This window comes from Aquimarina sp. AU58, from assembly GCF_900312745.1.
GTDB classification, from domain to species: domain Bacteria; phylum Bacteroidota; class Bacteroidia; order Flavobacteriales; family Flavobacteriaceae; genus Aquimarina; species Aquimarina spinulae.
On sequence record NZ_OMPD01000013.1, the window covers coordinates 119,616 to 134,735 of the forward strand.

Below are 15,120 nucleotides of genomic sequence, written 5' to 3' on the forward strand. Positions count from 1 at the left end.
ACGAGGGTTTTAACGTAAAATATTGGCGCAATATAGAATTTTAGTTTTTAAAAAGGCAACTAGTACCTACCAGTTTTTTAAAAGAAAAAATATGATATATTTGTAGCATGAAAACAATTAATGTAGTAGATAATATAGGTGTCCCTAAATACAAACAGATCATTTCATCAATTGAAAGTGCCATTTTATCTGGGGAGTATAAACGTGGAGATAAACTACCATCAATTAACAGTGTAAAGCTTCGGTTCTCCCTTTCGAGAGATACCGTATTACTCGCCTATAATGATTTAAAAGTAAGAGGAATTGTAAATTCTGTTCCTGGTAAAGGGTATTATGTAAAAAGTGAAAGTATTGAAATTGCCCAAAAGATTTTTTTACTGTTTGATGAATTAAATGCCTTTAAAGAAGATTTGTATAATTCTTTTTTAAAAAGCTTAAATAATAATGTAGAAGTAGACATTTATTTTCATCATTTCAATTATGATGTATTTAGCAAATTGATTTATGACAATATTGGTAACTATAATTATTATGTTATCATGCCTGCCAATCTAAATGATATTCCTTCTGTTTTAGATATACTCCCTCAAGACAAAGTGTACATACTGGATCAAACTCGTCCCGAGCTTGCTCAATACCCTGCTATTCATCAAAATTTTAAGAAAGATATTCTAACTGGTTTGGTAAAGGGGCTTCATCTCTTAAAAAAATATCAAAAATTAGTACTCCTTTTTCAGGAACAGAAACAACCTTCGGGAATGTTTGAAGGTTTTGAAATGTTTTGCAATACGTATCACTTTAACAGTGAAGTAATTGATTCTCTTGAAGAAAGAACATTAACCAAGGGAGAAGTTTACATAATTCCAGACGATAGAAGCCTTATTCGTATCATAAAAAAAATCAAAGAGGTAGAGTTTACTCTTGCAAAAGATATTGGTATCATATCCTATAATGATACACTTCTTAAAGAAATTGTAGAAGGAGGTATAACCACTATTTCTACCGATTTCAATAAAATGGGAGAGCGCTTAGCCGAAATGATCATGAATAAAGAACAAATTAGAATCGAAAACATAAATAATCTAATCTTAAGAAACTCTCTTTAGCTTTTGTATCAAATAAATCACATAAAACAACAAATACATCCTAAGCATCATATTGAACTTTTAACTGCAGATCAAAGTTCGAGCGCTATAATAGCTTTAAATTTAGGAGGAAGCGTACAAAGACTATCCATTAAAGGCAAAAGTATAATAGCTGGGTTAGAATTATTAGATTATAATACTACCTATGCTTCTGCTGTTTTATTTCCTTTTGCCAATAGAGTAAAGAATGGAAAATATAGTTTTGAAGACAAACAGTACACCTTAGACTTAAATGTAAAAGAAGAAAACAATGCTTTACATGGCCTAATATATAATAAAACCTTTCAATTTATAAAGGAAGAAACTTGTGTTGATCATGCCACCGTAACCATTGGGTATGAAGAAACTAAAAGAGTAAAAGGATTTCCTTTTAAATACACTATATATTTAACATACACTTTATCTGCCAATGCCTTAGAGCTCTCTGTAGCCGTAATCAATACGGATCAAACCCCTTTTCCTTTTACTATTGGCTGGCATCCATATTTTTTAAGCAGTGATTTACATGAGAGTTTTCTTACGGTTGAAAGCAATAAAAAGCTAGTATTCGACAAGGATATGATCCCTATGAAGATTAAGGATATTACTATTAAAGAGCCTATCCAGATCAAAGACAGGCTTTTTGATGATTGCTATATTCTTAATACTAATACAGCAAAATTTAATACCCCTGACTATTGTTTGATGCTTGAGTCTTCTTCTGAAGAAAATTATCTGCAAGTATTTACACCTGAAAAAAGAAATATAATTGCCCTTGAACCCAAAACTGGACCGTCTAATAGTTTTAATAATAAACTCGGATTAAGCACCCTAAATCCAAAAGAAACCTATACGATAAATTGGAAAATTAAACTTCAAAACAATGAATAAAAATGTTCTATTTATACTAATTTCGGTTCTCATATCGTGTTTTGGTTGCAAAAAACAAACAAAAGTAACACCAGCTGTCGTTACTCAAAAAAAATACCTTTCGTATAGTAAAAACATCCTAAACTATAGCGTTACTCCAAAAGATTCTATAGATAAGTCTGGTTTAATGTTTTCTGATCAGGGAGCATGGTTTGCTTATAGTTTTCCTGATTCAACTCACCCTTCTCCCGGGTTCTCTGGTCCATTTTTAATGACGCAACAAAATGGAATTTGGAGCAGCAAAATGCTTGTAAAATTAAATATTGAAGGCATTTCATGGAGTGCATATAAAACAACCGCATATAACAGTCATTTAGAACAGACCTTTACAAACAATGATCTAATATTAAAACAAAAACTGGTATTTGCCTCTGGACATTCGGCATTAATACAGTATACGCTTACCAACAAGACCGATAGAACCATCGACTTGACGTATAATTGGAAAAACCAGCAGCTTTTAACAAAAACCGTAAGGTTAGAAGCGGCAGAAAATAAAATTACTATACGCTCCTCAAAATCAAATGCTATGGGGTATATTGTATTTCCTGATGAAACAAAAATCACAAGTACCGATAGTTCTTATGTTACCAATAATCAACAACTACAATTAAAACCAAAAACCAGTAAAGAGATTGTGGTTTCTCAGACTTTTATTTTTCCCGAATACTCCTGGGAAGAAGAGCAAAAAACGATCACCTCTATTGATTTTGATACTACCTTACGCAAGCGCAGTATAGAAAAAGAAACACAGTTAACATCTTTGATCGACGCAAGAAAAGAAAAATATCAAGAGGATAAATATGCCAAATTAATGGCCAAAGCGCACCTTACCTTACAAAACAATTGGCGTATTGCTGCAGGAGAAATACAACACGAAGGATTATTCCCTAGTTATCACTACAAGTGGTTTAATGGGTTTTGGTCATGGGATTCGTGGAAACACGCTGTTGGATTATCTTATTACAATACAGAATTAGCCAAAAAACAGATGCGGTTAATGTTCGAATTTCAGAATGAAGATGGTTTTGTAGCAGATTGTGTATACAGAGATACAAGCATAGAAGATCATAACTATCGAGATACAAAACCACCATTATCTGCATGGGCGGTAGTTAAAATTTATGAAAAAGATCATGATCTTGATTTCGTAAAAGAATTGTATCCTAAGCTTAAAAAATATCATTATTGGTGGTATCAAAAACGAGATCATGATAAAGACGGACTATGCGAATATGGATCTACCGATGGAAGTCTTGTTGCTGCCAAGTGGGAAAGTGGTATGGATAATGCCATTCGGTTTGACGATTCAAAAATTCTTAAAAACGAAGAAGGAGCCTATTCTTTGGATCAGGAAAGTGTTGATCTTAATGCATATCTCTATGCAGAAAAACTGTATTTAGAAAAACTGGCAGAAGCTATTCAAAAAAATGATGATGTAAAACAATATCTGGCAGAAGCAAAAAAACTAAAAGAAACAATTCAGAACCAATTCTATGACCCTGTAGATGGTTGGTTTTATGATACAAACCTAGACGGAACAACATTTATAAAAGGAGAAGGTAGCGAAGGATGGACACCTCTTTGGGCAAATGTAGCAACCCAAAAACAAGCAGAAGCCGTAAAAAACAAGATGATGAACCCCAATAAATTTTATACCAAAATGCCTTTTCAGACCATGTCTGCAGATCATCCAAAGTTTGATCCCTTAAAAGGGTATTGGAGAGGCCCTAATTGGCTGGATCAATCTTATTTTGGTGTAAAAGGATTACGCAATTATGGATTCGATAAAGAAGCAGATCAGGCTACTGCGCAAATCATCGAAGGAGCAGAAGGATTATTGGAGAAAGGAAAAGCAATTCGAGAAAATTATCACCCATTAACAGGCCAAGGCTTACATGCACAAAATTTTAGCTGGAGTGCAGCACATATTATAATGCTATTAATAAAAGAATAGATGATGAAATATTCCACCTTACAGGTAACTACAAATCAGGCAGAACAAATACTACAACAATTATTCGGCATTACAGGAAAAGCCTCTTCTCTTCCTGGAGAAATTGATTTTAATTTTAGGATCAAAACTGAACATGGAGATGGATATATTCTAAAAATATCAAGACCTGACGAACATATTCATTATCTGGAGTATCAACAACAACTATTAGAATATGTAGAGAAAAATGGAAAAGACCTTATAGCACCCAGAGTAATTAGAGATAAAGAGGGAAATGACATATCCGAAATTATAGATGAAAATAATGCGGTTAGAAAAGTACGTCTATTATCCTGGATAAGTGGTAGAGTGTGGAGCAGTGTAAATCCGCAATTAGATACGTTGCGATACAGTTTAGGAGAACAATGTGGCTTACTAACAAGTGCTTTACAAGGGTTTGATCACCCCGAAGCACATCGGGAATTTGTTTGGGACATCGCACAATCTTTATGGACCAAAGAACATGTACACCTGTTTGAGGGAGAAGAAAAGGATATCATTTCTTTCTTTCAAGATAGATTTGAAGCTATTCAGGATTCATATGGTACACTAAGAAAATCGGTAGTTCACAATGATGCTAACGATAATAATGTTATTGTTTCAGAAGACTTGATTCATCCCAAGGTTAAAGCTGCAATCGATTATGGAGATGCTATACATACTCAGATCATTAATGATGTGGCTATTGCCTGTGCGTATGCTATAATGAATCATAACGATCCGCTAGAAGCGGCTTTACCAATACTGCAAGGATACCATGCTACTTTTCCGTTAAAAGAAGATGAAATCAAGTATCTATATGTAGCAATAGCTATGCGCCTGGTAATTTCTGTTACAAAATCAGCTATTAATAAAATCAAGGAGCCCGATAATACATACTTACTAATTAGTGAAAAACCAGCTTGGGAAGTACTAAAAAAATGGAGGCAAATTAGCGAAGAGTATGCTCATTATAGTTTTAGGCATACCTGTGGATACTCTGCACATCCCAGTGAGAAAGCCTTTAGCGTTTGGGTAGAAAATAATAACTACTCCTTATCAGAACTGTTTCCTACGGTTCAAAAAAACGAGGTGTGCCTTTTAGATTTGAGCGTATCCAGCAAATGGGTTGGGCATCAACAAGAATTTAATGATTTAGACATATTTCAGTTTAAAGTAGATCGTCTTCAAAAGGAAAATACAGATAAGATTATTGCAGGCGGGTATTTAGAACCCAGAGCGCTATACACATCAACCACCTATGATAAAACAGGAAATAGCGGACAAGAAAGTAGAACGGTACATCTTGGGGTAGATTTCTGGTTCCCTGCCAATACTCCGGTTCATGCAGTATTAGACGGAGAAGTTGTTACAGCATTTAACCATGCCGGAGACAAAAACTACGGAGGGTTAATTATACTTAAACATCAAACAGATTCATTAGAATTCTATACACTATATGGGCATTTAACTGTTGATAGTACGACACAAAAACAGCCCGGAGATAATATAAAAAAAGGAGAGTGTATTGGATACCTTGGTGATCCGACTCAAAACGGAAATTGGGCTCCACATCTACATTTTCAGATTATGCTTTCTATGCTGGATTATACAGTAGATTTTCCTGGAGTAGCCTATTACAATCAAATAGAAGTGTGGAAAGGACTATGCCCGGATCCAAACTTGTTATTCAAATTAGAAAGTCTGAATTCTCAAAGTGATACCACTAATGAAGAATTGATCACGTACCGAAAAAAACACCTTGGTAAAAGCCTGAGTTTACAGTATAAGGTACCCATTAAAATGGTACGTGGATCTGGGCAATACCTAATAGATCAATATGGTAAAAAGTATTTAGATACGGTAAATAATGTAGCTCATGTAGGGCATGAAAATTATGCTGTAGTCAAAGCAGGACAAGAACAAATGGCCTTGATTAATACTAATTCTCGTTATCTACACGACAATATAAATCAATTAGCCAAGGAATTGATAGAAACTTTACCTCCAGAGCTAAATGTATTGCATTTTGTTAATTCTGGAAGTGAAGCTAATGAACTAGCCATTAGAATGGTTAAAGCTGTAACAGGAGAACGTGATATCATAGCTTCAGAAGTTGGGTATCATGGAAATGCCAATATGTGCATCGATATTAGTTCATATAAATTTGATGGTAATGGTGGTCACGGAGCCCCAGAGCACACCCATATATTCCCCTTACCCGATGCGTATAGAGGAAAATACAGGGGAGAAAACACAGGAGAACACTACGCTTTAGAGGTTCAGAATTGTATTGATGATGTACATAAAAAAGGAAGAGGAATTGGTGCTTTCATCATAGAACCCATTATAAGTTGTGGTGGCCAGATCGAATTGCCAGACGGTTTTTTACCTAAAGCCTACGAATATACTCGTGCCGCAGGAGGATTATGTATATCTGATGAAGTACAGGTAGGATGCGGAAGACTAGGAAAAACGTTTTGGGGATTTCAATTGTATGATGTAATCCCTGATATTGTAACCATAGGGAAGCCTTTAGGTAACGGACATCCACTGGCTGCAGTTGTTTGCACACAAGAGGTAGCCAACAAATTTGCTAATGGAATGGAATACTTTAACACCTTTGGAGGAAACCCGGTTTCTTCAGCCATAGGGGCGGCAGTTCTTAAAACCGTAAAACGCGAAAATCTACAATCCCACGCTTTAGAAATTGGAGAATTTTTAAAAGAAGAATTAAAAAAACTAGCCATAAAATATCCAATCATAGGAGATGTTCGGGGACAAGGGTTATTTCTTGGTTTTGAGCTTGTAGATGATAATATGAATCCTTTGGCAGATCATGCTGATTATTTGGCCAACAGGATAAAAGATCACGGTATCTTAATGAGTACAGACGGCCCGGATCATAATGTATTAAAAATTAAGCCTCCCATTATTTTTACTAAAGAAAATGCAGAAGAATTAATTTTTTATCTCGATAAAGTATTTGCAGAAGACTACATGCAGAGTATTAAAGAAATATAACACAGTCATGAAATTAAAACATCTAATCATATTAGCAGGGATAATAGGGATATATAGTTGTAGTAAAGAGCCATTACAACCTGTTTCAGAACAGACCAATCATTTTAATCATAAGGTATTCGAAGAAAATAAACTGCCTCCCAGAGCTACGTTCTTTGGCTTTGAATCCAAATTGATAAAACAAAAAGAAAAATCAAAACGGTTTTTAAGTTTAAACAGAGACTGGAAATTTAATTGGGTAAAAGATCCTAAGCAGCGTCCAACAACTTTTCAACATACTAAATATATAGATCATGATTGGGGTACAATTCCTGTACCTGCAAATTGGGAAGTTCAAGGTTATGGAAAACCAATTTATCTCGATGAAAGATATCCTTTTACAACCAAATGGCCTAATGTTCCCGAAGATTATAATCCTGTAGGAACGTACAGAAAATTTATTCATTTAGATGAAAACTTCTTATCAGAGGATGTTATTCTTCATTTTGCGGGAGCTAAATCTGCCATGTACGTATATATAAATGGTCAGTATGTAGGGTATTCTCAAGGAAGTAAAACACCTGCAGAATTTAATATAACCCAATACCTTAGCAAAGGTGAAAATCTTATCGCATTACAACTTTTTCGATGGAGTGATGCTAGTTATGTAGAGAGCCAGGACATGCTTAGAATGAGTGGTATAGAAAGAGATGTGTATTTATATACACAACCCAAAGTATTTGTTTCTGATTATTATACCTACACCAACTTAGATGAATCCTATACCAAAGGAGTTTTTAAAGGAGCCATATCTATCACCAACAGCCTTGAGGATGCTGCGACCAGAACGGTATCTATTACGGTTTTAGATGGAGAAAATACTATTTATACTACTTTAGAAGAGATAAAAATACCGGCACAATCAAAAATTGATTTTACTACAGAAAAAATAATAGACAACGTGAAGAAGTGGTCTGCCGAAATTCCGAATCTATATAATTTGGCAATCACTTTAGAAAACCCTGATCAGGATAATAGTAATCAATATATTAATCGACATGTTGGATTTAAACGTGTAGAAATTAAAAACAGTCAGGTTTTAATTAATGGTAAAGCCATTTATATACGTGGTGTAGATCGACATGAGACCGATCCGTTTACAGGGCATGTAATCTCCAGAGCTTCTATGGAACAAGATATCAGGTCGATGAAACAACATAATATCAATGCCGTACGAAGTGCACATTACCCTAATGATCCTTATTGGTTAGATCTATGTGATCAATATGGATTATACGTTATTGATGAAGCCAATATAGAAAGTCACCCATTAGCTATAGACGAAAAAACTCAAATCGGTAACGAGATGAGTTGGTTGCCTGCACATATGATGCGAACACAAAGAATGTTCTATAGAGATAGAAACCACCCATCTATCTATTCCTGGTCATTAGGAAATGAAGCGGGAGAAGGAGAAATTTTTAGAACCACTTATAGATGGTTAAAAGAACACGATGATAACCGAATTGTACAATATGAACCCGCCGGTAAAGAAGAGTATACCGATGTGTATTGCCCGATGTATCCAAAACCAGAATACCTGATTCATCATGGCCAATCTGATTCTGATAAACCTTCGATCATGATCGAATATGCACATGCTATGGGTAATTCTGTTGGCAATCTACAGGACTATTGGGATATTATTGAAAAATACCCGAATCTTCAGGGAGGGTTTATCTGGGATTGGGTAGATCAAAGTTTAGAATATAAAGACGAAAACGGGAATCCCTATTTAGCATACGGGCATGATTATCATCCTGATCTACCTACAGATGGCAACTTTTTAAATAATGGGTTAGTAGATCCGTATCGAAATCCACACCCTCATTTATCCGAAGTAAAGAAAGTGTATGAACCTGCACAATTTTATACGACCAGAAAAGGAGTTATAGAAATAGAAAATAAAAACTTCTTCGAGGATTTTACTGATAAAAGTATTTCATGGAAAGTATTAGAAGATGGTGTTAAAATAGCAGAAGGTAAAGGGATTTCGGCATTTGTACTACCCGGAGAGAAAAAAGCAGTACCACTAGAAAAATTCCCTAAGGTTTTAGACAAAAACAAAGAATACATTCTAGAAGTAAGCTTGCTTCAGAAAGAGGCAAACTCATTACTTCCTAAAGGACATGAAATTGCGTGGGATCAGTTTGTTATTCAAAAAGGAACTGGATTTACAAATACACCTTCAGTTTCTAATGATTTAAAAATCACCTCTAAAGATCAATCTATAGCTATTCAAAATAAAATAGTAGCTCTAAAAATCGATAAAAAAACCGGTGAAATCATTTCCTGGAAACATCATGGAATTGTGATTACCAATCACCCTATTAAACCTAACTTTTGGCGCCCTCCTACAGATAATGATCTAGGTAATGGTATGGATAAATGGGCCAAAATATGGCAAGATGCTTCTTATAATTATAAAGCAAAACTTGTCGAAAATCCTGTAATAAAGAATTCTGGTGTTTCTTATAAAGTAGCCTATACGCTTCCTGCAAACGAAGCAAGTGTAGCCATAACGTATCATATTAGTGCCAATGGAGAAATGACGGTAGATTTTAGCTTTACTCCAAACCAGAGTGATTTACCTAATATCCCAAGATTAGGAATGTACCTTACCGTACCCAACACATTTCAGAAAGTATCCTGGTATGGTAATGGTCCAGAAGAAAGTTATTGGGATCGCAAAACGGGAGTTAAAGCAGGAGTATATACAGGTACTATAGATTCACAATTTCATACCTATTCCAGACCACAAGAAACCGGGAATAAAACAGATGTGAGATGGATAAAAATTGCTTCGAATACAGTAACTGTTAAGGCTAACAGCTCATCATCATTACTTAATTGTAGTGTATGGCCTTTTGCTATGACCGAATTGGATTTTAACAGCGAAAAAGATGGTGCGGCTTCTGCCTCGGGATTAGTTCCGGTTACTAAGAAACACGGAGCAGATATTAAAAAAGGAAAAACTATTCAATGGAATATCGACTACCAACAAATGGGAGTAGGAGGAGATACTTCCTGGGGACGCTTAGTACATGAAGAATACACTATAAAGCCAACAAAACACAACTATTCATTTACAATACAACCAATTAAATAAGAAACTATGCAGTTCATCACATTTATAGGGTTTACATTATTAGTAGCAATAATAGCGTATATAAAAAGCAGAAAAACAGATGAATCTTCTTCTGATGGATATTTTCTGGGAGGAAGAAGTTTAACAGGGATTGTTATTGCAGGGTCGTTATTATTAACCAATTTATCAACCGAACAAATCGTAGGGTTAAACGGGGCTGCTTTTAAAGAAGGAATATTGGTTATGGCATGGGAAACACTGGCTGCAATCGCCATGGTAGTTACCGCAGTGTTTTTATTACCCAGATATCTAAAAGGAGGAATAACCACCGTTCCTCAATTTTTACAAAGACGATACGATAAAACTACCAAAACAATCACCTCTGCATTATTTCTAAGCGGATATGTGGTGGTGTTATTACCTATCGTTTTATATTCTGGAGCATTGGCAATTAATACAATGTTTGATGTACCTGACATATTAAATGTTAATGAAACTACTGCTTTATGGATAACCGTTTTCGGAATCGGTATCATAGGATCGATTTATGCCATTTTTGGAGGTTTAAAAGCGGTAGCCGTATCCGATACCATTAATGCAATAGGGTTATTGGTCGGGGGATTGTTAATACCAATATTTGGATTGATTGCTATTGGCGATGGTAGTCTTTTTGAAGGAATTACTACATTAACACAATCTCATCCCGAAAAATTCAAAGCATTAGGAGGGCCAGAATCTTCAATTCCGATAGGAACTATATTTACTGGTATGATGCTGGTTCAATTGTTTTATTGGGGAACCAATCAGGCAATTATCCAAAGAGCTTTGGGAGCTAAAAATCTAAAAGAAGGACAAAAAGGATTGCTATTAGCTTCGTTTATAAAAATACTAGGCCCACTAATCGTTGTATTACCGGGGTTAATCGCTTTTCATATGTTTGGGAACACATTGGATAATCCAGATGAAGCATACCCTATGTTAGTGACCAAGGTACTACCTGCAGCTTGGGTAGGTTTTTTTGCAGCAGTATTGTTTGGTGCTATTTTAAGTTCTTTTAATTCGGCTTTAAACAGTTCGGTTACCTTATTCGGAATTGATATATACCAATCCCATTTTAAACCAGATGCTACAGAACGACAAACAGTAAGGGCCGGAAAAAGTTTTGGCATCATATTAGCAATTTTGGCTATGTGTATTGCTCCGTTAATTGCATATGCACCTGATGGTTTATTTGGGTATTTACAAAAAGTAAACGGGTGTTATAGTATCCCAATTTTAACCATTATTGTAGTGGGATACCTCACCAAATATGTTCCTGCAATTGCCGCAAAAATTGCTATCATTTCTGGGGTTGTTTTATATGTTGCTTATATCTTATTAGATGAATTTGTTTTTGTTGGGCAATTTCCTCACTTTTTACATGTAATGGCTATTCTGTTTGTACTTAATGTACTTATCATGTTACTTATAGGTAAATTTAGACCCCGAACAGAAGCTTACGAACAACACTATACAGAACAAGTTGATATTACTCCCTGGAAACATCTTAATACTGTAGGAATTACGATCTGTTTGATCGTTCTAGGAATCTATATATACTTTGCATAAATGACAAATGAATCATTACTAGAAAAGGTAAAATCTACTTTTCTGAAACGATTTGATACCAAACCCGTATTATCTTTTTCTCCCGGCAGGATTAATCTAATTGGGGAACATACCGATTATAATGATGGGTTTGTCTTTCCTGCAGCAATCAATAAAGGGATCGTTTCGGGAATCCAGAAAAATAACGCTATGTATTGTTCTGTCTATGCTATAGATACCGATGAGGTTTTAGAATTTTCGTTGCAAAACATACAACCTGTCAAAAATGGAGGGTGGAAAAATTATGTATTAGGAGTCGTTGCCGAAATTCTTAAAAGAGATAAAACAATCTATAATTTTGATTTGGTTTTTGCAGGTAATATTCCTCTCGGAGCTGGATTATCATCCTCTGCTGCCTTAGAAAACAGTGTCGCTTTTGGGTTAAATGAAGTGTTTGAACTGGGGTTGACCAAAGAAGAAATGGTTTATATCTCTCAACAAGCTGAACACAATTATGTAGGTGTACAATGTGGTATTATGGATCAATATGCCAGTATGTTTGGAAAAGAAGGCAGAGCTTTATTACTAGATTGCAGAGATCTTAAAGCAACCTATTTTTCTATTGATTTTAAAGAATATGATATTGTTTTAATCAATACTAATGTAAAACATAGTCTTGCAGAAAGCGCATATAATGAAAGACGTTCGGTATGTGAAGCAGTCGCAAAACACTTAGAAGTATCTACACTAAGAGACGCCACATATGAAGCGTTATTTACCATTAAAGAAGAAATCAGCGAAGACTATTACCAAAAAGCTTTATTTATCATACAAGAAAACGAACGAGTTTTAAAAGCTGCTATTGCTCTGGATAAAAAGGATTACACAATTTTTGGCGAACTACTTTTTGAGTCGCATAACGGGTTACAAAATCAATATAACGTAAGTTGTACCGAATTGGATTTTTTAATTGATCAGGCAAGGCAAAATCCTGATATATTAGGTGCACGAATGATGGGCGGTGGATTTGGTGGTTGTACGATTAACATCATTAAAAAAGGAGCTGCTGATGCATTTATTAATACGGTTGCACCGTTATATCATAAACAGTTCAACAAAACACTAAGTCGATATGATATACAAATTGCACAAGGAACGTATAAAATCACATAATATGATCACAAGATATCTATATCTATTAGGAATACTAATAGGGTTAACCAGTTGTCATCAAAAAATAAAAGTAGATGAGAAAGCCGATAAACAGCACATCATAGAAGTGTTGAAAGCACAGGAACAAGCCTGGTCGAATCATGATCTGGAAGGGTATATGCAAGGGTATTGGAAATCGGATTCTTTAAAATTTTATGGAAGCAGAGGATTAACCTATGGTTGGGATAACACATTAGCCAATTATAAAAAAGGATACCCGACTAAAGCTCATACAGGCACATTAAACTTTGTCATTAGTGATATCTCCCGAATTGATGGTGAGTCTTATTTTGTGATGGGAGAATATCATTTGGTACGCAGTGTAGGCAATGCCGATGGTACTTTTATGATCATTTTCAAAAAAATAAATGGTCATTGGAAAATTGTAGCAGATTCCTCATGTTAAATACAGCATTACAAGACTATTCTCACAGACGCTATAATCCACTTACAGGAGAGTGGGTATTGGTATCCCCACACAGAGCAAAAAGACCCTGGCAAGGCCAGGAAGAAGAAACCAATACACAATCATTACCATCTTACGATAAAGATTGTTATTTATGCTCGGGAAATATGAGAGCCGGAGGAAAGAAAAATCCAGACTACCAGGATGTTTTTGTTTTTGAAAACGATTTTGCAGCATTACAAAACGAATCTCCTTCTTTTGCCATAGATGAAGAACTGTTTAAAGTGAAAAGTGAAACGGGAATCTGCAAAGTAATCTGTTTTAGCCCGGACCACTCTAAAAGCTTAGCCAATATGCCTGTAGAGGCTATTGAAAAAGTGATTGAAGTATGGCAAGAAGAATATCAAAAATTAGGTGCGCTACCAGAGATTAATTACGTGCAGATCTTTGAGAATAAAGGTGCCGTTATGGGATGTAGCAATCCGCATCCTCATGGGCAGATCTGGAGCCAATTTCATCTGCCCAATGAGATCTTAAAAAAAGATGATAGACAACGGCGTTATTTTTCTAAACATGGTACATCGTTATTAGAAGATTATGTGATTCTGGAATTAGAAAAGAAAGAACGTATCGTATTTCAAAATGAACACTTCGTTGTATTAGTTCCTTTTTGGGCTATTTGGCCATTTGAGACAATGATTATTCCCAAAAAGAGACAATCTTCTATTTTAGAAATGAATCAGGATGAGCGAATCGCTTATGCAGCATGTATTTCTGTATTGACCCGGGCGTACGATCAATTATTTAATTGTTCCTTTCCTTATTCTAGTGGGGTTCATCAGGCACCAACTCATAATCTTGATCATACCCATTGGCATTGGCATATGAGTTTTTATCCTCCATTATTACGAAGTGCTACTGTTAAAAAATTTATGGTTGGCTATGAAATGTTTGGGATGCCTCAAAGAGATATAACTGCAGAAACCGCTGCAACAATGCTTTATGACTTAGTCTAACATAAGTTCGGTATAATTTATAAAACTGAAGAAGGTATAATAAAGAGGAGGTACTTACAAAGTACCCTCCCCCTACTGCAGAAGTACCCCCTCCCTAGTACAAACACAGGGCAATCCTATATAAAACAGAAGTAGCACCTCTGTTGAACACAAGTGCCGCTTCTGATTGAAGTACCCCACCCCTCTAATCGAAGTACCCCTAACCGGGATCAGAGGCCATTATACCCACTACCATAAGTACCCCCTGTAGCATATATACTACTAACATACCTACTTATATAAGTACCTACCCCCACTTATATAAGTGGGTCTCGCCCTGTCTTGGGGGTTTTGGTAACAAACCTTGTAATGCTTTTTTTCAAAAGCACTAGTTTGCTACCCTAGTAATCTTTCAGCTTCTTTTATATCAGGTTCATTACCTAACTTTAGAACACTAGCCATCACTTCTAACCAATGTCCCTTATCATAACTATTATGAAATGAAGCTCCATAAAGTGAAGCGATAGGTGGATAAGAAGGAATTTCTTTTTCTTTTGCAATTTTAGAAAATAGTATTGCCAAATTTTCCTTATTCAGCTCTAAAGATTGAAACTTTTCTGGTAAAATATCAATAGTACAAAATAGAGTTAAGCATAAATTTGACAATTCTCTATAATCAATATTGTTTGGTAGGGATTGGTTTAAATAAGAAAAAAAGTCTCTTAAATTTTTGTCCATAA

10 protein-coding genes are annotated in these 15,120 nt (G+C 35.3%); 9 read left to right on the forward strand and 1 reads right to left on the reverse strand.

Annotation, left to right across the window (positions count from 1 at the left end; all coding sequences use genetic code 11):
- Nucleotides 1-107: 107 nt before the first annotated feature.
- The 9 genes from DK441_RS10880 to DK441_RS10920 are packed head-to-tail and all read left to right on the forward strand — an operon-like array spanning nucleotide 108 to nucleotide 14,401.
- Nucleotides 108-1,106, forward strand: coding sequence for a GntR family transcriptional regulator (locus tag DK441_RS10880; RefSeq protein ID WP_109098753.1), 999 nt, complete (start codon nucleotides 108-110; stop codon nucleotides 1,104-1,106).
- Nucleotides 1,107-1,109: 3 nt separating this feature from the next.
- Nucleotides 1,110-2,015: an aldose 1-epimerase gene (locus DK441_RS10885; protein WP_109098754.1), complete on the forward strand. Its 906-nt coding sequence runs from the start codon at nucleotides 1,110-1,112 to the stop codon at nucleotides 2,013-2,015.
- Complete coding sequence (locus DK441_RS10890; protein ID WP_109098755.1) at nucleotides 2,008-4,011, forward strand: trehalase family glycosidase; 2,004 nt, start codon at nucleotides 2,008-2,010, stop codon at nucleotides 4,009-4,011. Before DK441_RS10885 ends, DK441_RS10890 begins: the two co-directional genes overlap by 8 nt.
- Nucleotides 4,012-7,053, forward strand: a complete 3,042-nt coding sequence (locus DK441_RS10895; protein ID WP_109098756.1) for an aminotransferase class III-fold pyridoxal phosphate-dependent enzyme — start codon at nucleotides 4,012-4,014, stop codon at nucleotides 7,051-7,053.
- A gap of 7 nt (nucleotides 7,054-7,060) precedes the next feature.
- Nucleotides 7,061-10,201 carry a glycoside hydrolase family 2 TIM barrel-domain containing protein gene (locus DK441_RS10900; protein ID WP_109098757.1) on the forward strand — a complete coding sequence of 1,047 codons (3,141 nt, stop codon included), beginning with the start codon at nucleotides 7,061-7,063 and terminating at the stop codon, nucleotides 10,199-10,201.
- 6 nt (nucleotides 10,202-10,207) lie between these two features.
- Nucleotides 10,208-11,788, forward strand: coding sequence for a solute:sodium symporter family transporter (locus tag DK441_RS10905; protein WP_109098758.1), 1,581 nt, complete (start codon nucleotides 10,208-10,210; stop codon nucleotides 11,786-11,788).
- Nucleotides 11,789-12,940 (forward strand): galactokinase, encoded by a 1,152-nt coding sequence (galK, locus tag DK441_RS10910; protein WP_109098759.1) that lies wholly within the window; start codon nucleotides 11,789-11,791, stop codon nucleotides 12,938-12,940.
- Between the two features lies 1 nt (nucleotide 12,941).
- Nucleotides 12,942-13,385, forward strand: a complete 444-nt coding sequence (locus tag DK441_RS10915) for a DUF4440 domain-containing protein (RefSeq protein ID WP_109098760.1) — start codon at nucleotides 12,942-12,944, stop codon at nucleotides 13,383-13,385.
- On the forward strand, nucleotides 13,379-14,401 hold the full coding sequence (locus DK441_RS10920) for a UDP-glucose--hexose-1-phosphate uridylyltransferase (protein WP_109098761.1): 1,023 nt from the start codon (nucleotides 13,379-13,381) through the stop codon (nucleotides 14,399-14,401). Before DK441_RS10915 ends, DK441_RS10920 begins: the two co-directional genes overlap by 7 nt.
- A 375-nt stretch (nucleotides 14,402-14,776) precedes the next feature.
- Here DK441_RS10920 and DK441_RS10925 read toward each other — a convergent pair whose 3' ends face one another.
- Nucleotides 14,777-15,118 (reverse strand): hypothetical protein, encoded by a 342-nt coding sequence (locus DK441_RS10925; protein WP_109098762.1) that lies wholly within the window; start codon nucleotides 15,116-15,118, stop codon nucleotides 14,777-14,779.
- Between the last annotated feature and the right edge of the window lie 2 nt (nucleotides 15,119-15,120).